Genomic DNA, 24,026 nt, shown 5'->3' on the forward strand with positions numbered 1-24,026 from the left:
AAGGAGAAGCAGATGGCAGCAGAGACGTTGACGGGGTTGTCGGGCAAGGTCGTCGTGAGCAACATCGGCCTGCTGTTATCGGGCGATATCGACCAGCCGGTTCTCGATGCCGACACGCTAGTGATCGACGACGGCGTGATCGTCGCAGTGGGCAAGGCCAGGGACTGCGACCTCGAGGGCGCGCGCACCACGGTCGATTGCAAAGGCACAGCGGTTGCGCCTGGCCTGATCGATTCGCATGTGCATCCCGTGTTCGGCGACTGGACCCCACGCCAGAATCAGATGGGCTGGATCGAGTCGAACCTGAACGGCGGCGTGACGACGATGATCTCGGCGGGCGAAGTGCACTTGCCAGGACGTCCTAAGGATATTGTCGGCGTAAAAGCACTGGCGATTACCGCGCAACGTTCGTTCGAAGGCATGCGTGGCGCGGGCGTCGGCGGCGGTGTGAAGGTGCTGGCCGGTGCGCCGGTGATCGAAAAGGGCATGGTCGAGGAGGACTTCAAGGAGCTGGCTGCAGCGGGTGTGAAGCTGCTCGGCGAAGTGGGTCTGGGCAGCGTGAAAGCCGGCGAGGAAGCGGGTCAGATGGTCGCCTGGGCGCGCAAGTACGGCATTCAAAGCACGATTCACACGGGCGGCCCGTCGATTCCCGGTTCGGGCCTGATCGACAAGGATGTGGTGCTTGCAGCCGACGCGGACGTGATTGGCCATATCAACGGTGGCCATACCTCGCTGCCGTACCGCCACGTTTGCGACTTGTGCGAGCAATCCACCCGGGCGTTGGAGATCGTCCACAACGGCAATGAGCGCATCGCTTTGCTGACTGCCCGTCATGCGATCGAACTGAAATGCCCTCACCGCATCATTCTCGGCACCGACAGTCCGGCCGGCTCGGGCGTGCAACCGCTCGGCATTCTGCGGATGATCGCGTTGATTTCGAGTCTTGCCGACGTGCCTGCGGAAATCGCCTTCTGCTTCGCAACCGGCAACACGGCGCGGCAGCGCAATCTGCGCCAGGGCTTGATCGAAGTGGGCCGGCCCGCGGATCTGGTGTTCATGGATCGCGCACAGCACACAGCCGGCAGTACGCTGCTTGAAAGCGTGCAGCTTGGCGATATACCGGGTGTCGGCATGGTGATGATCGACGGCCTGATCCGTTGCCGGCGCAGCCGCAATACGCCGCCGGCGACTGAAGTGCCGGTCGTTGTCTAGACGCTGAACGATCCATCGACGCCGCTGCCATGAACCGTCCCGCGAACCGTCCAGTCAACCTCACGCTCCAGGTGAACGGCGCGACGCATGTCGTCAGCGCCTGTATCGATACACCGCTGCTGTATCTGCTGCGTAACGATCTGGCGCTGAACGGTCCGAAATTCGGCTGCGGGCTCGGCGAATGCGGCGCATGTACAGTGCTGCTCGACGGCATGCCGACCCGCTCGTGCGTCACGACGGCACGGGTCGCGCAGGGGCGGGAGATCACCACACTCGAAGGACTGGGCACGCGTGCGGCGCTGCATCCGGTGCAGCAGGCGTTCATCGACGAACAGGCCGCACAATGCGGCTATTGCCTGAACGGCATGATCATGACCGCTAAAGCGCTGCTCGAGCGCGATCCTCATCCGAGCGACGCTACGATTCGCCGCGAGCTGTCGCGCAACCTGTGCCGCTGCGGCACGCATGTCGAGATTCTGCGCGCCGTGCATCGCGCCGCCCAATTGCTGGCGGCGCAGCGCGGCGAGCATGAAGGAGCGCGCGCATGACCGGGCCGGACGTCAGCGTGGATCGTCAGCCGCTCTCGCGGCAGCGGCTCGATGACGCGCAGAACGTGCTGATCGTCGTGCGGCCGCCGCAGGCGCCGGTCAAGCCGGCGCTCGGGCAACCAGGCTCGCGCTCCTCATTCGTGCCGACGACGGCCGATGTGTTCCTCGTGGTACGCGGGGACGGCAGCGTCGTGGCGTTCAACGGACACGTCGATCTGGGCACGGGGATCGGCACCGCGCTCGCGCAGATCGTCGCGGAAGAACTGGATGTGCCGCTGACGCGCGTCTCGATCGTGCTGGGACACACCAGCGAGGTGCCGAACCAGGGCCCGACGATTGCGAGCGCAACAATCCAGATTTCGGCGGTGCCGCTGCGTCTCGCTGCGGCGCAGGCGCGGCAGTATCTTGTAGCGCAAGCGGCGGCGCGCTTTGGCGTCGGCGCCGAGACGCTCGACGTGCGCGACGGCATCGTGCATCGGCGCGGCGAAGACCGGACGCAAGGCATCGGCTATGGCGAACTGATCGCCGGGCGGCGCATCGAGTTGATACTTGCGACGGACACGCCCGTGAAGCCACCCGAGACCTATCGGGTTGTCGGCAAGAGCACCGCGCGTCTCGACATTCCCGCCAAAGCCACCGGCGAGCTGATGTTCGTGCACGACGTGCGCGTGCCCGGGATGCTGCACGGCCGGGTGATTCGTCCACCGTATGCGGGTGTCGCGCAAGGCGACTTTATCGGCAACAGTCTGCTGCACGTCGATGAGGCGTCGGTGAGCGATCTGCCCGGCATCGTCAAGGTCGTGGTGATCCGCGATTTTGTCGGCATCGTTGCCGAGCGCGAAGAGATCGCGCAGCAGGCGGTCAAGCGGCTAGACGTGCAGTGGAAAGCGGTAGAGGGATTGCCGCTGCTCGAAACCAGCAGCGAGGTCGAGGCCGCCTTGCGCGCCAATCCCTCGACGCGCCGCGATCTGGTGATCGAAGGGGACGTCGACGCGGCGCTCGCGCAGGCGGGCAAGACACTCGAGCGCACCTATGTCTGGCCGTTCCAGATGCATGCGTCGATAGGACCGTCGTGCGCCGTGGCGGACTACCGTGACGGCGCGCTCAAGGTCTGGTCCGGCACGCAGAACCCGCATTCGCTGCGCGCCGACCTGGCGCTGCTGCTCTCGCTCGACGAAACGAAGATCGAAGTGGTGCGGATGGACGCCGCGGGCTGTTACGGCCGCAACTGCGCCGACGACGTGGCCGCGGACGCCGCCTTGCTCTCCCGCGCGGTGGGCAGTCCGGTGCGCGTGCAACTTTCTCGCGAAGACGAACACGCGTGGGAGCCGAAAGGTGCGGCGCAATTGATGGATGTGCGCGGCGCGGTGGACGCGAACGGCCAGCTCACGGGCTACGATTTCGCCACGCGTTATCCGTCGAACGACGCGCCCACGCTTGCGCTGTTGTTGACCGGCACGATCTCCTCGCAGCCGCAGGTATTCGAAATGGGTGACCGCACCTCCGTGCCGCCATACGACTACCGCACGATGCGGATCGTATGCGACGACACGCCGCCCATCGTTCGTGCGTCCTGGCTGCGCGGCGTCTCGGCATTGCCCAACACGTTTGCGCATGAGTCGTTCATTGATGAGCTCGCCGAGGAGGCCGGCGTCGATCCGGTCGAATTCCGGCTCCAGCATTTGACCGATCCGCGTGCGATCGATCTGGTGAAAGCGGTGGCTGAGAAGGCGGGTTGGGAAGCGCGTAACGCCGTGCCAAAGAAGGCGGCTCACGACCAGCTAGATGAGCAGCCCGACGACCAACAGGACAACGAATCAGGCGGCGACATCGCACGCGGCAGAGGCTTTGCTTACGCACGCTATGTGCACAGCAAATTCCCCGGTTTCGGCGCGGCGTGGGCTGCCTGGGTGGCTGACGTCGAAGTGAACCGCAAGAGCGGCGAGCTAGCGGTCACGCGCGTCGTGGTCGGTCAGGACACGGGCACGATGGTGAATCCCGACGGCGTGCGTCATCAGATTCACGGCAACGTGATTCAGGCGACCAGCCGCGCGTTGAAAGAGCGTGTGACTTTCGGCGAGAACGCGGTCACGAGCCGGGAGTGGGGTGCGTATCCGATCCTGACGTTCCGCGAAGTGCCCGTCATCGAGGTCGTGATGATGCCGCGCCACGGCGAGCCGCCCATGGGCACCGGCGAGTCGGCCTCGCTGCCCGGCGCAGCGGCAATTGCCAACGCGCTTTACGACGCCACAGGTGTGCGGTTTCGCAGGCCGCCGTTCACGCCCGAGGTCATTCGCGCGGCACTGGCCGATGGACCGGCAGACGCGGCGGCCGCTGCTGCCGCGCGCAGAAAGAAGCGCTGGCGCTTCGGCTTTCTCGGCGCATTGGCAACGGCGGCGGCGGGGTGGCTAGGGATGGCGTCGTTTGCGCCGCAGCCCATTGCACCGATCACACCGCCGCTAGCCGCCTCGTTTGCCCCTGAACTGGTCGCCCGCGGCAAGCTGCTTGCTTCACTCGGCGATTGCGCCGTCTGCCATACCGCGCACAATGGCTTGCCGAATGCGGGCGGTCTGCCGCTCGACACGCCGTTCGGGACGATCTACACCACGAACATCACGCCGGATGCGCAGACCGGCATCGGCACCTGGTCGTTCGAGGCATTCGCGCGGGCTATGCGCCAGGGCATCCATCGCGATGGACGGCATCTGTATCCAGCATTCCCATACACGTCGTTCAAGAACGTGTCGGACGACGACCTGCAGGCGCTGTACGCGTATCTGATGTCGCAAACGCCGGTGCGCTCGCGTCCACCTGAAACCCGGTTGGCGTTTCCATTCAGCGTGCGGCCCATGATGGCCGCATGGAACAGCCTGTTTTTGAAGCGCAATACCTTCACCGAGGATGCGACGCAAACCGCCCAGTGGAATCGCGGCGCGTATCTGGTCAACGGCCTAGGGCACTGCAGCGCGTGCCACACGCCGCGCAACGCCTTCGGTGCCGAGAAAACCGGCGCAGCGTTCCTCGGCGGCGGCGTAGCAGAGGGCTGGGAAGCCCCCGCCTTGACGACGCTCTCGAACGCCCCCGTACCGTGGACCGAAGACGAACTGTTCAGCTATCTGCGCTTCGGCCACGCACCGTTGCATGGCGTGGCGGCCGGCCCGATGGGGCCGGTCGTCAGCGAACTGGCGGCATTGCCGGATAGCGATATTCGCGCCATGGCGAATTACCTCGCCTCGCTCAATCCGGCGGAACCGAACGCGGACCCGCAAGCGTTGGCGCACGAATATGAACAGGTAAGCGAACAGGCGAGCGCTCAGGCCAGCCTCGCAACCCCAACGACATCGAGCCTTGGCGCGCGCCTGTTCGACGGCGCGTGCGCGGCATGCCACCACACGGGTAGCGGGCCGCAGCTATTCGGCGCGCATCCGTCGCTCGCGCTCAACACGAACCTGCACAGCGCCGTCCCCGACAACCTGATCCGCGTGATTCTGGACGGCATCGGCTCGCCTGCGCGGCCCGAACTCGGTACGATGCCGGCTTACCGCGACAGTTTCAACGACGCCCAGGTGGCCGAACTCGTGTCCTACCTGCGTCAACGGTTTGCGGGCGGCAAACCCGCCTGGCAGGACGTCGAAGCGAGCGTAGCGCGGATTCGCGCGGCGCCGCGCGCCGACTGATGCATCGGAAGGCGCTTGAACGTATTGAAACGCACTGGGCCCGCCAAGGAAAGGATTGGTAAGCCGGGCAACGGATTGCCCATACGCTCGCAACGCCGTGCACTAAAGCAGCCGCATCTGCATTCGCATTTCCGCACTCCCACTCATAACGGAGCTACGCATGACCACACGCGCAGGATGGATCTCTCGTCTGACTCTCTCAATGACGCTGTCGCTGACGGCGCTCGGGGCAACCGCCCAGGAGACGATCAAGATTGGCGAAATCAACAGCTATAAGGCCCAGCCGGCCTTTCTCGGTCCTTACAAGAATGGCTGGAATCTCGCGCTCGACCAGGTGAACGCGGCCGGCGGCGTGCTCGGCAAGAAGCTCGAAGTCGTCTCGCGCGACGACAACGCTAACCCCGGCGATACCGTGCGGGTCGCGCAGGAACTGGTGACGGGCGAGGGCGTGCAGGTGCTGTTCGGCGGCTTCCTGTCGAACACAGGCCTGGCGCTCGCCGACTACGCGAAGCAGCGGCATGTTTTCTTCCTCGCCGCCGAACCGCTGACCGACAAGATCGTCTGGGCCGACGGCAACAAGTACACGTACCGTCTGCGTCCGTCCACCTACATGCAGGTTGCGATGCTGGTGCCGGAAGCGCTCAAGCTGCATAAAAAGCGCTGGGCGCTGGTGTACCCGAACTACGAGTATGGCCAGTCGGCGGTGGCGACCTTCAAGAAGCTGATGCAGGCGGCGCAGCCCGATATCGAGTTCGTCTCCGATCAGGCGACGCCGCTCGGCAATCTCGATGCGGGTGCGGTGACCCAGGCGATTGCCGATGCGAAGCCCGACGCGATCTTCAACGTGCTGTTCGGCGCGGACCTCGGCAAGTTCGTCCGCCAGGGCAATACGACGGGACTCTTCAAGGATCGCAGCGTGGTGTCCCTGCTGACGGGCGAGCCGGATTATCTGGACCCGCTTGGCGCCGAGGCGCCGAGCGGCTGGATCGTGACCGGCTATCCGTGGTATTCGATCGATACGGCTGCCAACAAGAAATTCGTCGACGCGTATCAGGCGAAGTATCACGACTATCCGCGTCTGGGTTCGGTGGTCGGATATTCGGCGTTGATGTCGCTGGCCGATGGCCTGAAGAAAGCCGGTTCCACCGATCCTGACAAACTGGCCGCCGCGTTCAAGGGCTTGAACGTCGACACGCCGTTCGGGCCGATCGCGTATCGCGCGCAGGACAACCAGTCGACCATGGGCGCGTTTGTGGGTGTGACCGGCGTGAAGGACGGCAAGGGCGTGATGACGTCGTTCCGTTATATCGACGGTGCGAGCGTGCAACCGTCGGATGCCGAGGTGAAGAAGCTGCGTCCGGCTGATTGAGGCACGCTCATACACACTGAGGTCGCGCACCGGACGAAATCGCCGCGCTGTTGCGCGGCGATTGCGCCGCGATTTGCGTCCACTTTCCTCCGCTATTCCTCCGCGTCGTGCTCGGCGACGAAGCGCCGCAAGTACGCGAGCAGAGCCGCTTCTGCTGCCCGATGATCGGCGCAGCTTTTCGAGCCGGCGTTCTCTTCATCGCCGAACAGGGTGGACGGTGCATTGTGCACGTCCACTTCCTGCCCTTCCCGAAACAGGCGAATCTCGTGGACGTCCCAGGCATATTCGGCGACCCAATGGACGCCTTCGATATGAGTGCCTGCGCGTAAGGTGGCTATCTTCATGCGGCTCTCCCGTCTGGCCGGACAAACCGCGCCGGCCGTTGCTCTAACCATACGCCGTCCGCGCGGATGACGCACGTTTTGGTGGTTTTTTCTGCAATTTCACGCTTGTGGAACCGCCGTCGCGCGAAAAGCCTTGTACTTTATTTTTTTGTTCATCTATAACCTGACCGACAGGACAGGATAGCCGTGCGACAGCCCTTTTCATGCGCGATGCATCGAGCGAATTCCGTGCAACGTAACGGCGGGTTTCGCTGCGCTGCGGCATTCCGCGCCTGGCTGCCTGGCTTGTTGTGTGATGGCCGGATGCGGGCGGCCTGGTGGTGCACGTTATGTGGCACGGCCTGGCGGGTTATAGAAGATCGAAACTAAAGTATGAGGAGGAAGATAGGTATGCGAAGGAAGGTTGCCCCCGCTTCACAGCCCGTTTCACCGCCACGCTTCCACGCAAGCGCCTCACGACAGCGTCGTTCCCCGTAACGCCTCGCTCTGGACCTGCGGCCGTCCCCAAAACAGGCCGCGCGCACTCACGTTAGCGGGCGAGGCCAACCGCCGGCCCGCTTACACCCCTCCGGTCATCCTCATTTCTCTAGCGAGCACAACGTGGATATCGTACGCAGTCTGTGTGGCATTGCTTTACTGTTGCTGATCGCTTATGCGCTGTCGACCAACCGCAGCGGCATCCGTCTGCGCACCTTGGTTCCCGCGCTGGTTGCCCAGGTGGCGATCGGCGCGCTGGTGCTGTTCGTGCCGCTCGGCAGTGCGGCGCTTGCAGCCGCCGCGCGCGGCGTCAATCATGTCTTGCAGATGGGCGACCGCGGCGTGTCGTTCATGTTCGGCGGTCTCGTCGACGAAAAGATGTTTCAGCTATTTGGCGGCGGCGGCTTCGTGTTCGCGCTGCGCGTGCTGCCCATGATTATCTTCGTTACGGCGCTGATTGCGGTGCTGTACCACATCGGCGTGATGAAGTGGATCATCAACGGTCTCGGCGTCGTGTTCGAAAAGCTGCTCGGTGTGACCCGCGTCGAGGCCTGTTCGGCAGTGGCGACGATCTTCCTCGGTCAGAGCGAGATGCCCGCCTTCGTCAAGCCGTTTGTGCGGCAGATGACCGGCGCCGAGCTGTTTGCAGTGATGTCGAGCGGCATGGCTTCGGTCGCGGGGTCCGTGCTGGCCGGCTACGCGGGCCTGGGCGTCAACCTCGAGTATCTGCTGGCTGCGTCGTTTATGGCCATACCCGGTGGCTTGCTGTTTGCAAAGTTGATTTTTCCGACCACCGAGGCGAGCCGCGTCGTGCTCGAGGGACTCAGTTTCGACGAGAAGCGTTCGGCCAACGTGATCGAAGCGGCCGCAGCGGGAGCCGCGATTGGCCTGCGCATCGCCATCAACGTCGGGGCGATGCTGATTGCCTTCATTGGCCTGATTGCACTGCTGAATTCGACTGTCAGCGGCATTGCCGGTCTGTTCGGCCATCCGCAGATCACACTGCAAAGTATGCTGGGTTGGGCGTTCGCGCCGGTTGCATGGTTGATCGGCGTGCCGTGGCACGATGCGCCGCTGGCCGGCAACTTCATTGGCGAAAAGCTTATCCTCAATGAGTTCGTGGCGTACGTGGATCTGTCGCCGTACCTCAAGGGCGCACAATCGGTTGCTGCAGCCGGCTTGCAGGTACTGGATCCGAAGACGCTGGCAATCGTCTCGTTCGCGTTGTGCGGCTTTGCCAACTTCTCCTCGATCGCTATTCTTACAGGGGGCTTTAGCGCGGTGGCCGCGGAGCGCCGCGCCGAGGTGGCGCGCTATGGCTTGCGCGTCGTGGCGGCCGCCACGCTGTCGAACCTGATGAGCGCGGCGATTGCCGGTATTTTCCTGACATTTCATTGAAGCATGCAGGCTTCGTGCGGCATGGCATGCGAACCATGCCGCGTGGCGCCTCACAAGCAGCAGTTGCACCGTTGTCGTAACGCCAGGGTCTCCTACATTTTGCGAGGTTGATCGTCATGTCGTTGACACAGGAAATCATTCGCAAGAAGCGCGACAAGCAACCGCTTAGCCGCAACGAGGTCGCCGAGTTCGTGCGAGGCATCGCCGACGGCAGCGTCAGCGAGGGGCAGGTGGCCGCGTTCGCGATGGCGGTGTACTTCAACGACATGAGCGTCGACGAATGCGTAGCCTTGACGCTGGCGCAGCGCGATTCGGGCCAGGTGCTGGCCTGGCACGACTACGATCTGCCGGGCCCGCTGATCGACAAGCATTCGACAGGCGGCGTAGGCGATCTCACTTCGCTGCTGCTCGGCCCGATGGTGGCCGCCTGCGGCGGTTTCGTGCCGATGATCTCGGGGCGCGGCCTCGGCCACACCGGCGGGACGCTCGACAAGCTTGCCTCGATACCCGGCTATAACCTGGTGCCGGAAACGCGAGAATTTCAGCGCGTGGTCCGCGAGGTCGGCGTGGCGATCATTGGCCAGACGGCGCAACTTGCGCCGGCCGACAAGCGCATCTATGCGATCCGCGACGTGACGGCGACGGTCGAATCGGTTGCGATGATTACGGCCTCGATCCTCTCGAAGAAGCTCGCGGCAGGGCTGGCCGCGCTGACCATGGACATCAAGGTCGGCTCGGGCGCCTTCATGCCGAGCTATGAAAAGTCGGTGGAGCTGGCACGCAGCATCGTCGACGCGGGTAACGGCGCCGGCATGAAAACGACCGCCGTGCTCACCGATATGAATCAGCCGCTCGCGTCGTGTGCGGGCAACGCGCTGGAGGTCCGCTACGCGATCGAGTATCTGACTGGGCGCATTCGTCCGCCGCGCGTTCACGAGGTCACGCTGGCGCTGGCCACACAGATGCTCCTGCTGGGCGGCCTCGCCGCCGACACGGCGGAGGCCGGCGCCAGGTTGAACGCCGCGCTCGATTCGGGCGCGGCCGCGGAGCGTTTCGCGCGGATGGTGCACGCGCTCGGCGGCCCGGGCGACTTGCTGGACGCACCCGGGCGCTATCTTGGCGAAGCGCCGGTCGTGTTGACGGTCGCCGCGCCGCGCGCCGGGTATGTGACGCGCATCGATTGCCGGGCGGCAGGATTGATCGTGGTCGGCCTCGGTGGAGGCAGAAGACGTCCTGAAGACGGCATCGATTATCAGGTCGGTTTGACAGACCTCGTCGAACTCGGACAATACGTCGAGGCGGGCGCTCCGTTGGCGCGGATTCACGCCCGCGATTCGTCCGCAGCCCAGCAAGCGGCGCGTGACATCCTGGCAGCCTGCACGCTGGCGGACACTCGCGCTGCCGTGCCGGCCAGCGTGTACGAACTGATCGACTAGCGACTCGGCAGAGTGCTGGTCCCGATGCGGAGGAACAATGAAGCACGCACATCTGATTGACGAGGCACGCAAGGCACGCGAGCGTGCCTATGCGCCTTATTCGGGCTTTCTGGTCGGCGCGGCGGTGGAGACCCACGACGGCAAGATTTTTCATGGCTGCAATGTCGAGAACGCCTCGTACGGCCTGTGCAATTGCGCGGAACGCACGGCGCTGTTTAGTGCGGTGGCGGCCGGTTATCGTCCGGGGCAGTTCAAGACGCTGGCGGTGACCGGCAAGACCGACGGACCGATCGCGCCGTGCGGCGCCTGCCGCCAGGTGATGATCGAACTGGGCTCGCCGCAGCTCGAGGTTGTACTGACCAATCTGGACGGCAAGGTGGAAGTGACCAGTGCCGGTGCGCTGCTGCCGGGTGCGTTTTATCTTGAGTCTGGCGGCTCGTCCGCCGCTTGACGACGCGCGCCGCGTTTTCGCGTTTAGCACGCGCAACAGCCCCGGCTCGCCCGGCTTGCGCTGGGGCCTTTTTCTTTGCACACAACGTGAGTGTCAAATCATGCACAAGGTAATTTTCGACACGGACCCCGGCGTCGACGACTCGATGGCGCTGGTGTTTCAGACGCGTCATCCAGAGATCGAACTGATCGGCGTGACGTCCGTGTTCGGCAATGCAACGATCGAAACCACCACGCGTAGTGCGGTTTATCTGGTCGAGCGGTTTGCGAAACCCTCGGTCGTGGTGGCACGCGGGGCGGCTAGGCCGCTGCGCAGGGCGGCACCCGAGCCGATCCCGCATATTCACGGGTACAACGGGCTGGGCGACATCGACTTGCCGGAGCTGCAAGACGATGGCCGTGGCCGCCTCGACGCGAGGCCGGCGCATCGCTTCATCATCGACGAGATCCGCAAGCATCCGCATGAGATCAACCTCATCGCCGTCGGACCGCTGACCAATCTCGCGCTCGCGTTGCAGGAGGATCCCGAGATCCAGCACCTGGTCAAGCAGGTCATCATCATGGGCGGGGCGTTCGGCATCAACGGCGTGTTGGGCAATGTCAGTCCCTGTGCAGAGGCGAATATTTCCGCCGATCCGGATGCGGCCGATCAGGTCTTTGCCGCGGCCTGGAAAGTCACGGCGGTGGGACTCGACGTGACGCAAAAGGCGGTGATGAGCACGGCGTATCTCGACCGCCTTCGTCAGAACGGCGGCGCGGATGGACAGTTCATCTGGGACGTGTCGCGCCACTACGAGCAGTTCCATATCGAGAGTTCGGGCGTGCACGGCATCTATGTGCATGACTCGTCGGCGGTGGCCTGGTTGGTGGCGCCCGAGCTTTATCAGATCAGACGCGGGGCGGTGCGGGTCGTGGTGGAAGGGCTGGCGGTTGGCCAGACTATTCAGAAGCCCGCGACGATGGGCGTGCCCGCGCCGGACTGGGATACGTTCACCCAGCAGGATGTCTGCGTGGATGTGGACGTGGAGGGTTTTTTGAAGCTTTACTACGAGACCATTGTCGGAAAGGCTGCATAACCCGGGCCTTGGATCGCGCGGGTGCCGCCGGTTGTGCTATGCGCCGCTGGCGGCCGATGGCTAGGAAGCGGCAGTTTACGGGCGCGGGTGAGCCGCAACAAGCACATGTGGCGCTAGGGCTGTCCGGCTCAGTTCGGCCAAAAGCGGATAATCACCCCAAGGCGCGGATCGTCAACAAACGACCTTTGCGGTCCTTTGGCCTATCGCTAACGAACGAATCCTTCGGAAGACATCCCGGCATCGCGTAACAGGCAACATTCAAGGCCCGATAAGCCTGACTGACTTTTCAATGAGACGTCGTTTTTTGCGCGTCAGGGGACCGCGTCGTCAGTACGCGCCCATTCAATCTCCGCATGCGCATCCCAGTGACGAAGCGCTTTCACGTGCCCCTCCTTAAGGACGAATTCGAACGTGACGTCGGGAAACGCACTGCTGCGAAATTGCAGGCCTCCGAAGGTTTCGAGTACGCTCGCAGGTTCGCCCGGAATGGATATCAAGATGTCGCCGTCACGATTTAATTGGACGCCGATCCTGATGCCGAAAGGCGTCTCGTACGTACCAACCAGTTTTGCAAGCAACTCCGCATCAGGACGTATCGGCCGACGAACGAACACGGCCTCGGCCTCGTCAAGGCGCATCACCACGCGATCAATGTCGCCCAAAGCGCTAGTAAGGAATAAAACTGACCATCCGCCGTCTGCCTCGTCATCAGGGGTGTCAAAGCGGTCGTAATGGAAGTGATTCAGGGGCTGGTTGATATGGCGAAAACCAAACTGAAGTCGCGTGCCGTCAGTCGTTATATGGAGCCGTCCGTATGCAGGATGCTCGTACGAGCCGACATAATCTCGCAAGTCATGTGATGGGCGCGTATTGGGCACTTCGCGCGGCACCGAGCGTGCTCTCGCCTCACGCATCGTATTCTTTTCCTTTACTGCAAACTCGTACAGACGCGCCGTCCAGTCTGTCTCGTCGAGACCAAGCGCGCGACTATAGAGGTCAAAGCCGATCGCATTGCTGAGAGGTGCGCAATGGTCGCCGATCACGAACACGGAGATGCCGATCTTCTCTTTCGGCAGATATGAAACCTGCGAATGGAACCCTCGCAAGGCGCCGCCGTGGCTCGTCAATAGATGACCGCGAAATACCGCCGTTATGCGCCCCATGCCATAGATGCCGTTTAGATCGGATTCAAAGCCGAGGACATCGCTCATTTCGTTCGGCCACGGCAAGCCGGGAGCGAGCGTCGCGTTTAGAACGCCAGCGGGGATCAGTTGCTTGCCGTCGATCAGGCCGTTATTCATCAACATGATCGACCAACGCGCGATGTCGTCCAGACTCGCGACGATGCTGCCCGCCGGGCTGCAGTCGTCGTCTTTCGGCGAAGGCAGTTGCCAAAATTCATCGCTGTCGCGTCGTTCGGAGAAAGGTAGGGCGTAGTCCCCTTGGCGATCTGCTTTAGCGTCCCCGTATGTGAACAACGTCCGGTGCATACCGAGTGGGGTCAAAATCTCGTCCCGGACGAATTGATGCCACGGCTTTCCGCTTATCAACTCAATGATGTGGCCAACCGCTTCGTACATCATGTTGTTGTAGATGATCCGTGATCGGAGCGGAGCGATTGGCTTCATGAAGCGGATGCGCTCGAAGAGGTCTTTCGTCGAATTATCCGATTCGTACCAGATCATGTCATAGCGAGGCACGCCGGTTTTGTGTCCGAGCATGTCGCGTAACGTGACAGCCGCATCAAGTGACTGGTCGTAAAACCGAAGACTGGGAACTGCATAGCGAATCGGCTCATCGAAGGTTAGCAGCCCACGTTCGACGAGCAACCCTGCGGCGATCGCGGTAAAAAGTTTTGTGTTCGATGCAATTGGAAACAGCGTCGATGCGGTAAACGGCAGCGCATTCGCAGCGTCGCGATGACCGTAGCCTCGCGCTGACACTACCTCATCGTTTCTGACAATGCTTACGCCGATCCCCGGCGCGTGCCAGTCGCGCACAAGTGTTTCGACGTACGCATCGACGTCGCCCAAACCTGACTTGCTCGGATCGCTCAGCATTGAACTTCCTTTCAATTGAATGAAAATGTATAAACGCAGAGCTTCTTGTGAAAACGTGTAACCATAACTGACTTTAGTTTGACACGCTGGCGTTGAATCGCCTGTCCTCGACACGCCCAAGGAATTGGGCCCCTTTAAATGGTCTGATTGACTACCGTCTAAAGCCGGACGAGCGTCTGCTTTGGAGAGTCACGAAAGTCCGCTCCGGGACGGAATATGCCTTTCGCATAGCCGTCGCCGGTGAGGGATCGCGCGATCAGTTGATCGGGCAGAGTGCGGCCACTTTCTCAGGGCCTAGGTTTTGGTCGAGGCGGTCCCGTATGAATGACAGGCAGCAGTTGAGGTTGGCCGACTATCTGGACCATATGTTGGAAGCCGCACGGTTTGCCCAGCAACATATCGCTGGTGTCGAAAGAGAAGATTTTCTCGGCGACAAGATGAGGCAGCAGGCGGTGATGATGAACCTCGTCATCATCGGCGAGGTCGCAACGAAAATCCGCGAAGGCTTTTTTGATTTCATCCACACCAAACCGAGTCCCGCGCTACCGTGGAACCAGATGATCGGTATGCGGAATCGGGTGGCGCACGGCTATTTCGACGTGGATCTTGAAATCGTTTGGGACATCGTGACGAAGCACCACCCTGTGATAGATGGCGAAGGTGAATGCGCGTACGCGTGGGATTGGCAAGACTGGCTGCAAGGAAGTTTTCCGCGCGACTGCGGTTTCTAATGGAAAACGGGGAAACAGGGATCGATTTATGATGCGTTCGGAAATTACGCGGGACGGTTGGGAGCTTGATGATGCAGAGGTCATTGCTCAGGCGCACCCATCTACATTCTGGTTGCCTGAGCGTGACCGACGGGAGGGTCTTGTCGCCGGGGAGACGGTGAAGTTGATTTTCCGCATTCGAACCGTGGACGAGTCTGGAACTGAAAAAATCAACGTTGAGCGTATGTGGGTAACGACAGAGCGCGTCGAAGGTGGTTTTTACTATGGAAGGCTCGACAACAACCCGCTATGCACACGCGATATGACCGCTGGATTTGAGGTGACCTTCCAGTCCCGTCATGTCATCGCGATTTGGGATTCAAACGACTAGGAACGAAGAAATTGAAATGGCTGCCGGCCGCGCCGCCAGCTCACGGGCAGCGGCACGATGCCGCCACCCGTCAAGCCGTCACTGAACCGTAGCAAGCACGTCCCGCACAGTCTTGAAGATGTGCTGAATCTGCTCTTCACTGATAATGAGCGGCGGCGAAAACGCGAGAATATCGCCCGTAAACCGAACCAGCACCCCAGCCTCGAAGCACTTAACGAAAGCCTCATAGGCACGTGCGCCCGGCGCCCCGTCGCGCGGTTCGAGTTCGATCCCGGCAACCATGCCGAGATTGCGAATGTCCTTCACATGTTTGGCATCGCGCAGCGCGTGAGCGGCCGTCTCGAACGCCGGCGCGAGCGACGCCGCACGCGCAAACAGATCTTCGCGGCGATAGAGATCAAGCGTCGCCACGGCCGCGGCAGCCGCCGCCGGATGCGCCGAATACGTATAGCCGTGGAACAGCTCGATCGCACCTTGCGCGCCGCTATTGACGATGGTGTCGTGAATCGTGCGGCTGGCGGCCACGGCGCCCATCGGGATGGCGGCGTTGTTGATGGCTTTCGCCATGGTCAGCAGGTCCGGCGTGATGCCGAAATACTCGCTGGCCGTGGCTTTCCCCAGGCGTCCAAAGCCGGTAATCACTTCGTCGAAAATCAACAGAATGCCGTGCTTGGTGCAGATGTCGCGCAGTTTCTGCAGATAGCCTTGCGGCGGAATCAGCACGCCCGTGGAGCCGGCCACCGGCTCGACGATCACCGCGGCGATCGTCGACGCGTCGTGCAGCGTGACGATGCGCTCGAGCTCGTCTGCCAGATGCGCGCCCCATGCGGGCTGGCCCTTCGAGAATGCATTGTGTTCGAGATTGTGCGTGTGCGGCAGATGATCGACGGACGGCAGCAGCGCGCCCGAAAAAATCTTGCGGTTCGGCGCGATGCCGCCCACGGAAATGCCGCCGAAGCCCACACCGTGATACCCGCGCTCGCGGCCGATCAGACGCGTGCGCTGACCCTCGCCACGCGCGCGATGATAGGCCAGTGCGATCTTGAGCGCCGTATCCACCGACTCCGAACCCGAGTTGGTGAAGAAAATCCGGTCGAGGCCGGCGGGCATCAGTTCGGCGACCTTCGCGGCCGCTTCGAATGCGAGTGGGTGGCCCATCTGGAAGGTCGGCGCGAAGTCGAGCGTGGAAAGTTGCTCGGTGACCGCGGCGACGATCTCGTCGCGGCTGTGGCCGGCGTTCACGCACCAGAGGCCGGCGCAGCCGTCGAGCACCTCGCGCCCGTCCGTTGCGCGGTAGTACATGCCCTTGGCCGATTCCAGCAGGCGCGGCGCAGCCTTGAACTGGCGGTTGGCGGTGAAGGGCATCCAGAAAGACGACAGATCGTCGATGACGGGGCGCGAAGTCATGGTTTTCTCCTCGAAGTGGTCCCCCAAGGCGACTTCCTTCAAGCGGAGGAAATCCCTGTGGGATGGGGCGTTGCGAAACTGTAGCGTCCGCTGTTAAATGGCGGACATAAACAGTTGATGCACTGCGCTGCTAACTGTGCAGGCGAAGTTGCGTTAACTGTGTTGGTTATCTATGGGCATTCGCGTGCTTCGTCGCTTGTCCGATTGGGTCCAGTTGGGTCCGTTTTGCCTCACTCGCACCATAGCGTGCCTCGCCATGATTGAACTTGAACTGGAACGCGACCGCCGCACCGCGCCTACCCTCGTCGAGCAGCTCGTCCAGGGCTTTGCGCGCGCCATCGAGGCGCAATCGCTGCGGGCGGGAGCCCTGCTGCCGTCGGTGCGGCAACTGGCGTCGAGCCATGAACTGAGCACCTTCACCGTTACAGAAGCATACAACCGTCTGGTTTCCATGGGGTTGGTGGTTGCCCGGCGCGGCTCGGGCTACCGGGTGGCGCCGCGGGCGCAGGCCGCCCGCGCGAGCGCGACCGACTGGCAGCCACCCAGCCTCACCGCCACCTGGCTGCTCTCCGATGTGTTCGCCGATCATTCGGTGCCGATCAAGGCGGGCGGCGGCTGGCTGCCGAACGAATGGATCAACGAAAGCGGCCTGCAGCATGCGCTGCGGGCCATGAGCCGGGTGCCGGGGCCGCGTATGGGCGATTACGGTCATCCGTACGGATTTGCGCCGCTGCGCGAGCGCATTGCCGGGCAACTCGACCGGCACGGCTTGCCGGTCGAAGTTTCGAATGTGCTGCTGACGCAAGGCGCAACCCAGGCGCTGGATCTGATTGTGCGCACGCTGCTGCGGGCGGGCGACGTGGTGCTCGTCGAAGACCCGGGTTACTGCAACCTGCTGCAGATTCTCAAGCTGGCGGGGCTGGTCGTGTACGGCGTGCCGCGCACGCCGGCGGGCGTCGATACCGAGGTGCTCGAAGCGCTGGTGGCCGAGCACCGGCCCAAGGCGATCTTCGTCAATACGACGCTGCAGAACCCGACCGGCGCAAGCTTCGGCATGGCGGCGGCGTTCCGCCTGCTGCAGATTGCCGAGCGGGCACGCATGTGGGTGATCGAGGACGACGTGAGCCGTGAACTCGCGCCGCCGGGGGCGCCTCTGTTTGCTGCGATGGAAGGCTTGCAGCGGGTGCTGTATGTGGGCGGCTTCTCGAAGACCGTCACACCGGGGCTGCGTTGCGGCTATGTGGTGGCCGAGCGCGACGTGCTGCGCGAACTGGCGCGCACGAAGATGGCGGTGGGGCTGACGTCGTCGGAGACGATCGAGCGGATTGTCGACAAGGTGCTGCTGGAAGGGCGTTACGCGCGTCATGTCGAGGACGTGAACGAGCGGCTCAAGGCTGCGCATGCAGTGGTGGAAGAGCGGCTCGATGCACTGGGGCTCGAGCTGTTTCATCGGCCGCGGGCGGGGCTGTTTTTGTGGGCGCGCTTGCCGATTGAAGCCGAGCGGGCCGGGGCGGTCGCGACGGCGGCGCTCGCGCACGGCATCTGGTTGGCGCCGGGGTCGTATTTCAGACCGGATGATGCGGCCAGTGCGTGGTTTCGGTTCAATGCACCGTATTCGACTGAGGATGCGTTGTGGAGGTTTATTGAGCGGGTGGGGTGAGTTCCGGTTCAACCAGAAAGACCCGCGATGCCTACTTCGACGCTTGCAGCAATTGCTGCCGCAACACAGCCGTGATGCTGGGCTGACGCTCGCTTTCCAGCATGCCGATCACTCGCCGCAGTGGCCGGTGCGGCAAGTGCAATGCGATCAACGCGTGGTCACGGGGCTAGGCGATGTGCTTGAGCAGCGGCACGACAGAAACATAACGATGCAGGAGCCGCTTGCACAGGCTCCTGCCTTGACTAGCTCAGCAAACGCGCTGCAATCGGATACAGCGTCATCACGAGCAGCAGCGCCATCGCCACATTGAAGATGCGCAGCCGCTTCGGGTCCGCGAGCACTTGCCGCATCGCCGTGCCGAAACCGGCCCACAGACAGATGCATGGAAAACCGATCACGTAAAACAGCACGGCCATCAACACGACATTGGTGCCGAAGTTCTCGCTGACGTGAACCGTCGTCGCGGCAGTCAGCACCATCATCCATGCCTTCGGATTGACCCACTGGAAGGCGATGGCCTCGTAAAATTTCATGGGGCGGCGCTCGCCTTTGCGCAATTTCACTTCGCCGGACGTGCCGATCTTCCACGCGAGATACAGCAGGTAGGCGACGCTGGCAATTTCCAGCGCCGAGTACAGCAGAGGGAAACGGTGAAACGCTTCGCCGAGCCCGAAACCGACCGACAGCATCAGCAACACGACGCCCGCGCTAATGCCGAACAGATGAGGCAGGGTGCGGCGAAAGCCGAAATTGACGCCTGAGGCAAGCAACATGGTGTTGTTGGGCCCCGGCGTGATGGTGGTGACGAGCGCGAACAGGATGCCGGCGGGCAGCGCGCTCAGGGATTCGAAGGACATGGGTGGCTCCGGTGTCGATGCGTTTTGAAGCAGTTTATCGATTCGGGCCAGTACAGTAACGGTACAGATTGGATCATGGTGTCCGGTACAGATGGGGCGGGCTTGCCTCTGGGCGCCGCGGCGTGGTTCCGGGTTCCCAGATGATCGATCAGTGCGAATATCATGCGGATCGACGCGGTGCCGGAGCACCGGAAATATTCGATTAAGATAAGGATCTAAATTTTTTCGCTTCCAGATGATTAATTTAATGCAAGGCGAATTAAACGAAGGCTCCTTTCTTATATGCATTTCGAATTTAAACGCGGAAGAAAAGATATGACTGTTATTGCAGAAAATGTCGCTCAGATTGTCTCGCTGCTAGGTCTCGCAGAGAAACTGAAATGCACGATGCGACATAGTTGGACTTCAGACGGACGTCATGAAAGTGTCGCGGAACACACGTGGCGTATGTCGTTGATGGCGATGCTCGTGTCGAAGTATCTGGACAAAGAGATAGACGAACTGAGAGTCCTGAGAATGATTATTGTCCACGATCTGGTCGAGGCGATCAGTGGAGATGTTCCCGCGTTCGATGTGATCAACGACAGCGAAAAAAAGCAGCGCAAGCAGCAAAGCGAACGGGAATCCATGCAGAAGATCCGTTCCATGCTGCCGCCCGGACTCGGACAGGAAGTAGAGACACTCTGGAACGAGTTCGAGACGGCCGAGAGTTACGAGGCCAAAGTAGCGGTCGCGCTGGATAAGCTCGAGGCCCAAATGCAGCACAACGAAGCTGATATCTCAACGTGGCTGGAGGTGGAGCGCGGGATGACGTTTCGGCTTGGAAAATTTACCGCTTTTGACTCTTTTCTAGACACTTTCCGCCGTCACATCGAAAACGACGGGGCGGAGAAACTGATGTCCGCAGGCTTCGACATCTCCGGATATCGCACGCCCTGAAGATCGTTGCAGGACGGTGCGCTCGGTTCAGAGTCGTTGGGCGAAAGTGTGAGCTCGCGGTATCGAGCAAGATACCGGACCGGTGCATCACCGAGAAGAAGTTTGAACGCGGCGGAAAAAGCGCTTGTACTGCTGTATCCGAGATCGGCGGAGACATCTTTGACGCTGGCTCCCATGCTCAACCGGGACAAAGCCTCGAGCACGCAAATCTGCTGCTTCCAGACCAGGAAACTGGCGCCGGTTGCCTCACGGAACTGCCGTGTGAAAGTCCGGCGGCTCATATTGGCCATGCTGGCCATTTCGTCGATCGAGATGGCCTGATTGGGCGCATTGAGCATATGCCGGCACGCTTTAAAGAGCCGCGGGTCTTGCGGCAGCGGCACATTCAACGGTAGCCGCGGCATGCCGCTCAACTCATCCAGCAGAATCGCTTCCAGGCGTGCACGTCGCGCGCTGGCACCCGGCGGCAACGCCAACATGGCTTCGAACAGGTGCCTAAGTAAAGCGGAAACGCCATATACCTGGCAGTAAGCCGGCAGGGCGGCAAACCGGGCCGCTAAATCCCCAATAAATGTATTCAGCATGGTCACCGCACCGTGCATGTGCATTTCGTGGCCGACATTGGCGGGAACCCAGATCGCCCGTTGCGCGGGGACGATCCAGTTGCCGTTATCGGTAAACATCGAGATGCCGCCGGTTGCCGCATAGGCGAATTGTCCTTCCTCGTGAGTGTGCCGGGCGAACACATCCCCGGGCCCGAACGTGCGCGTGGTAACAACGACCCCAGTTAGCTCGTCTTTCATCTTTGCTCGCCGTAGTTCGTTTGCCGTTCGGCCAATCGTTCCGTCAAATCAGAAGTCACGCCAGGCGCCATCAGGTGCGGAAAAGGAGTAATTTAAAATGCATCAAACTCATCGTTTGGCCACGCGATAAGCATGGCCCGATTTTGACATAAGAACGCCCGATTTCGCAACGTTGCCCGGTGAATTGCACGCTAGTATCACGCTTCAATATTCACACGGGGTTGGTAATAGATGGAAAGCACTTTTATTAAGGTATCTCGACAGCAAAATATTTTGCTGGTCGGACTCGATCGGCCGGAAAAGCGCAATGCAATGCCCAAAGCCGTGATGTTGGGATTGCACGAAATATTCTCGAATATTCCGGACGATGTCGGCGCCGCAGTACTTTACAGCACCGGCCAGCACTTCTGCTCGGGGCTCGATCTCGGCGAAGTCAAAGGGCAGTCCGTTATCGATTGCTTTAATTTTTTCAGGGAATGGCAGGACCTCTTCCAACTGATCCAGTTTGGCAAGGTGCCGGTGATTGCGGCCATTTCCGGCGCGGCGATCGGCGCTGGGCTCGAAATCGCGACCGCCTGTCATATTCGCGTGATGGACGAGTCCGCCTACTTTTCGTTGCCTGAAGGCGCGCGTGGACTCTACGTCGGGCTTGGGGCCTCGGTTCGTTTCCCCCGGCTCGCGGGCACGGCATTGATGATGGACATGATGCTGACCGGACGCCCGCTCGCAGCAGCGGAGAGTGTCTCTCGCGGGGTGGCGCAATATCTCGTTCCGGTCGGCGCAGCCGTGGATAAGGCGGTAGAACTTGCGGCGCTCGCCGCCCAGAACCTGCCGATGACGAATCACGCGATTATTCACGCGCTGCCGCGCATTGTCGAACAGGGGCAGGACGAGGGCCTGTACACCGAAGCGTTGATCGCATCGGTTGTTCAGTCGGGTCCGGAAACAGCGGCGCGAATGGAGACATTCCTGAACCGGAAGAAGTCTGGGTCCCGCTGAGTAAAGGTAGCGCGGGTAGGGCGAGGCGTCCAGATCAGGTTTGCTGTCCAGGAGCCAGGTGCGAGGCGGCAGCAGCGGCCGGGTCCGGTTTCGCCGGGTGAGGCTGGAACCAGGACACACAGGACCGAACAGGCAACCGAGGCCAGCATCGTTCCTCGGCTTTGCGAAAAATTTTCATTAGCGGTTATTAAATAATTTGGGATCCTAATATGTGCGGATATGTTGCAATTTTTTCCAGGGAGCCGCGTGAATTCAAGGCGGATCAACTCGATGCGGCGATGGCGGCGATTCATCATCGCGGCCCGGACAGCCAGGCGACCTGGTTCGACCCCGCAGGGCGCGTCGCATTTGGCTACGTGCGTCTCGGACTGGTGGGGCTGAGCAACGGCACCCAGCCGATCGTGGCGGACGAAGGCGACTTTGTCATGATGGTCAACGGCGAGTTTTACGACTACGCCCGCATCCGGGTGGAACTGGAAGAGCAAGGATGCCGCTTCAAGACCTCGTCCGATAGTGAAATCGCCTTGCATCTGTACCGCCGTCATGGTGTGCGAGGACTCAAGCAGTTGCGCGGAGAATTCGCGATCCTGATCTACGATCGTCTCCGTGAAACGCTGTTTGCCGTTCGAGACCGAATTGGTGTGAAGCCGCTGTATTACGCCGAGCACGATGGAGCGCTTTACTTCGGCTCCGAGGTCAAGGCGATGGTGGCAGCGGGTCTGCCGGCGCAATGGGACCACGAATCCTACGCGAGTCGCGGTTTCATTCTGCGAGATCGGACGCTGTTCAATGGCGTTCGTAGCGTCAAGCCAGGCACCTTCCTGCTGGCGGACAACTGTGGCCTGCAGGAGAAGACGTACTGGGACTGGCAGTTCCCCGCCCGCGCTGACATCGATCACGAGCAGTCAGAGGCGTCGATGATCGAGTACGTGCGCAGCACCGTCGAACAATCGGTCCAGCTTCGCTTGCATGCCGACGTGCCGGTGGGCGTCGCGTTGAGCGGGGGGCTGGATTCGTCCGCCATGCTCGGTCTCGCGACGGCCTTGACGGGTAAGTCCCTGCAGGCGTTCCACCTGTCTTTTGAGGGCGCAGACGGATACGACGAGCGCCGCTATGCAGAAATAGCCGCGAAGCACAACGGCGCCGAACTTCATGTGCTTTCGGTCAGTCAGGACGATCTCGCCGATCACTTCGAAGATACGCTGTGGCATACGGAAATACCGTTCTCGAATGCACATAGCATTGCTAAATACATGCTCTGCAAGTTTATCCAGAGCAAGGGCATGCGCGCAGTGCTGACGGGGGAGGGGGCGGACGAGGTGTTCGCCGGCTACCCTCACTACCGGCGCGATATGGTTCGATTCAACAACGACCACCAGGACCAGGGCGAAATCCAGCGTCTTGCCGAGCGAATGGCGGGTCAGGGCGACCGCTTCCTCGAAGACCCGACCGACGATGTGCAGTGGGTCAACAACAACCTCGGCCACAGCATCTCGTGGATCGAAACGCAGTCGGCGCTATTTCGGCCTTTGCTTGGCCTCTATAAGGACGGCTACCGCGAGGGCCATGCACACGCATCGCCTTACCGGCAGTTCTACGACCGGCTCGGAGGCCCAGCTTTCGACGATTGGGACCCGGTCAACAAGTCGCTCTATGCGGTTGCCAAATCGAGCCTGCCCAACCTGGTGCTGACGACCCTCGGTGACCGTCTGGAGATGTCCGGCAGCCTTGAAGGGCGGCCGCCGCTTCTCGACCATTGCGTCGTGGAAGCCGCAGCTACGCTGCCTGTGTGGATGAAGATTCGCGGCGGTGTCGAGAAATATGCCTTGCGCGAAGCCATGCGTCCGTATTTGCCGCAGGAAATCTATGACCGGAAGAAGCAGTACTTCCGTGCACCACCGTCCCTGTTGCATCCGACATCGAAAATGTTCCAACTGGTCGCGGACACCTTGTCCAGCCCGTTGCTGACCTCGCTGCCGTTCTTCGAACCGTCGCGCGTGCGCGACTTCCTGGGGATCGCCAAGTCGCTGCCGGAAGCACAGCGCGCAGCAGCCGACCACATCCTGATGGAGATCGCAGGACTCTGTTTGCTGCAAAAACGCTTTGCGCTGCGCTAGTTGCGCTTGACCGGCCTTCCCGTGTGTTCACGCACTCGAGCACCACCGCGGGGCCGGTCTTTTGGCAGCCTGGCCGCGCGTGCCTCACGCGACGCC

At 61.6% G+C, this 24,026-nt stretch carries 19 protein-coding genes; 14 read left to right on the forward strand and 5 right to left on the reverse strand.

What is annotated here, in order from left to right:
• The first annotated feature begins 12 nt into the window (after window positions 1-12).
• The 4 genes from AC1ECK_RS34400 to AC1ECK_RS34415 all read left to right on the forward strand — a co-directional run bounded on the left by AC1ECK_RS34400 (window position 13) and on the right by AC1ECK_RS34415 (window position 6,806).
• Window positions 13-1,212, forward strand: coding sequence for an amidohydrolase family protein (locus AC1ECK_RS34400; protein ID WP_480327401.1), 1,200 nt, complete (start codon window positions 13-15; stop codon window positions 1,210-1,212).
• Window positions 1,213-1,241: 29 nt separating this feature from the next.
• Entirely contained in the window at window positions 1,242-1,760 is a 519-nt protein-coding gene (locus AC1ECK_RS34405; protein ID WP_480327403.1) for a (2Fe-2S)-binding protein, read from the forward strand.
• Window positions 1,757-5,437 (forward strand): molybdopterin cofactor-binding domain-containing protein, encoded by a 3,681-nt coding sequence (locus tag AC1ECK_RS34410; RefSeq protein WP_480327405.1) that lies wholly within the window; start codon window positions 1,757-1,759, stop codon window positions 5,435-5,437. Before AC1ECK_RS34405 ends, AC1ECK_RS34410 begins: the two co-directional genes overlap by 4 nt.
• A 160-nt stretch (window positions 5,438-5,597) precedes the next feature.
• Window positions 5,598-6,806 (forward strand): ABC transporter substrate-binding protein, encoded by a 1,209-nt coding sequence (locus AC1ECK_RS34415; protein WP_480327407.1) that lies wholly within the window; start codon window positions 5,598-5,600, stop codon window positions 6,804-6,806.
• A 92-nt stretch (window positions 6,807-6,898) separates the two neighbouring features.
• Here AC1ECK_RS34415 and AC1ECK_RS34420 read toward each other — a convergent pair whose 3' ends face one another.
• The gene (locus AC1ECK_RS34420) at window positions 6,899-7,150 is read right to left on the reverse strand and encodes a hypothetical protein (RefSeq protein WP_480327409.1); all 252 of its coding nucleotides are present in this window, start codon (window positions 7,148-7,150) and stop codon (window positions 6,899-6,901) included.
• 600 nt (window positions 7,151-7,750) lie between these two features.
• Here AC1ECK_RS34420 and AC1ECK_RS34425 point away from each other — a divergent pair.
• The 4 genes from AC1ECK_RS34425 to AC1ECK_RS34440 all read left to right on the forward strand — a co-directional run bounded on the left by AC1ECK_RS34425 (window position 7,751) and on the right by AC1ECK_RS34440 (window position 11,987).
• Window positions 7,751-9,025 (forward strand): NupC/NupG family nucleoside CNT transporter, encoded by a 1,275-nt coding sequence (locus AC1ECK_RS34425; RefSeq protein ID WP_480327411.1) that lies wholly within the window; start codon window positions 7,751-7,753, stop codon window positions 9,023-9,025.
• 116 nt (window positions 9,026-9,141) lie between these two features.
• Window positions 9,142-10,461 (forward strand): thymidine phosphorylase, encoded by a 1,320-nt coding sequence (gene deoA / locus AC1ECK_RS34430; RefSeq protein WP_480327413.1) that lies wholly within the window; start codon window positions 9,142-9,144, stop codon window positions 10,459-10,461.
• Between the two features lie 37 nt (window positions 10,462-10,498).
• A complete protein-coding gene (locus AC1ECK_RS34435) occupies window positions 10,499-10,912 on the forward strand; it encodes a cytidine deaminase (RefSeq protein WP_480327415.1) in 414 nt (137 codons plus the stop codon).
• Window positions 10,913-11,012: 100 nt separating this feature from the next.
• Entirely contained in the window at window positions 11,013-11,987 is a 975-nt protein-coding gene (locus AC1ECK_RS34440) for a nucleoside hydrolase (protein ID WP_480327417.1), read from the forward strand.
• A gap of 311 nt (window positions 11,988-12,298) precedes the next feature.
• On the opposite strand, the gene AC1ECK_RS34445 is transcribed toward AC1ECK_RS34440, so the two are convergent.
• Window positions 12,299-14,047 (reverse strand): serine hydrolase, encoded by a 1,749-nt coding sequence (locus tag AC1ECK_RS34445; RefSeq protein WP_480327419.1) that lies wholly within the window; start codon window positions 14,045-14,047, stop codon window positions 12,299-12,301.
• Between the two features lie 320 nt (window positions 14,048-14,367).
• On the opposite strand from AC1ECK_RS34445, the gene AC1ECK_RS34450 reads away from it, so the two are divergent.
• On the forward strand, window positions 14,368-14,778 hold the full coding sequence (locus AC1ECK_RS34450; protein ID WP_480327421.1) for a HepT-like ribonuclease domain-containing protein: 411 nt from the start codon (window positions 14,368-14,370) through the stop codon (window positions 14,776-14,778).
• 28 nt (window positions 14,779-14,806) lie between these two features.
• Window positions 14,807-15,148 (forward strand): DUF2314 domain-containing protein, encoded by a 342-nt coding sequence (locus tag AC1ECK_RS34455; protein ID WP_480327423.1) that lies wholly within the window; start codon window positions 14,807-14,809, stop codon window positions 15,146-15,148.
• A gap of 78 nt (window positions 15,149-15,226) precedes the next feature.
• On the opposite strand, the gene aptA is transcribed toward AC1ECK_RS34455, so the two are convergent.
• Entirely contained in the window at window positions 15,227-16,555 is a 1,329-nt protein-coding gene (gene aptA / locus AC1ECK_RS34460) for an omega-aminotransferase AptA (protein ID WP_480327425.1), read from the reverse strand.
• Window positions 16,556-16,811: 256 nt separating this feature from the next.
• Between aptA and AC1ECK_RS34465 the strand changes: the two genes are divergently transcribed.
• Window positions 16,812-18,215, forward strand: coding sequence for an aminotransferase-like domain-containing protein (locus AC1ECK_RS34465; RefSeq protein ID WP_480327427.1), 1,404 nt, complete (start codon window positions 16,812-16,814; stop codon window positions 18,213-18,215).
• A 242-nt stretch (window positions 18,216-18,457) separates the two neighbouring features.
• On the opposite strand, the gene AC1ECK_RS34470 is transcribed toward AC1ECK_RS34465, so the two are convergent.
• Window positions 18,458-19,072: a LysE family translocator gene (locus AC1ECK_RS34470; RefSeq protein WP_480327429.1), complete on the reverse strand. Its 615-nt coding sequence runs from the start codon at window positions 19,070-19,072 to the stop codon at window positions 18,458-18,460.
• A gap of 315 nt (window positions 19,073-19,387) precedes the next feature.
• On the opposite strand from AC1ECK_RS34470, the gene AC1ECK_RS34475 reads away from it, so the two are divergent.
• A complete protein-coding gene (locus AC1ECK_RS34475; protein ID WP_480327431.1) occupies window positions 19,388-20,011 on the forward strand; it encodes an HD domain-containing protein in 624 nt (207 codons plus the stop codon).
• Here the strand turns inward: AC1ECK_RS34475 and AC1ECK_RS34480 are convergent.
• Window positions 19,939-20,814 carry an AraC family transcriptional regulator gene (locus AC1ECK_RS34480; protein WP_480327433.1) on the reverse strand — a complete coding sequence of 292 codons (876 nt, stop codon included), beginning with the start codon at window positions 20,812-20,814 and terminating at the stop codon, window positions 19,939-19,941. The two genes, AC1ECK_RS34475 and AC1ECK_RS34480, sit on opposite strands and share 73 nt — an antisense overlap.
• A gap of 231 nt (window positions 20,815-21,045) precedes the next feature.
• Between AC1ECK_RS34480 and AC1ECK_RS34485 the strand changes: the two genes are divergently transcribed.
• On the forward strand, window positions 21,046-21,813 hold the full coding sequence (locus AC1ECK_RS34485) for a crotonase/enoyl-CoA hydratase family protein (protein ID WP_480327435.1): 768 nt from the start codon (window positions 21,046-21,048) through the stop codon (window positions 21,811-21,813).
• A gap of 209 nt (window positions 21,814-22,022) precedes the next feature.
• Window positions 22,023-23,930 (forward strand): asparagine synthase (glutamine-hydrolyzing), encoded by a 1,908-nt coding sequence (asnB, locus tag AC1ECK_RS34490; RefSeq protein WP_480327437.1) that lies wholly within the window; start codon window positions 22,023-22,025, stop codon window positions 23,928-23,930.
• Window positions 23,931-24,026: the final 96 nt, after the last annotated feature.

The sequence above is a fragment of the Paraburkholderia sp. SSBN10T genome (genome assembly GCF_056619545.1).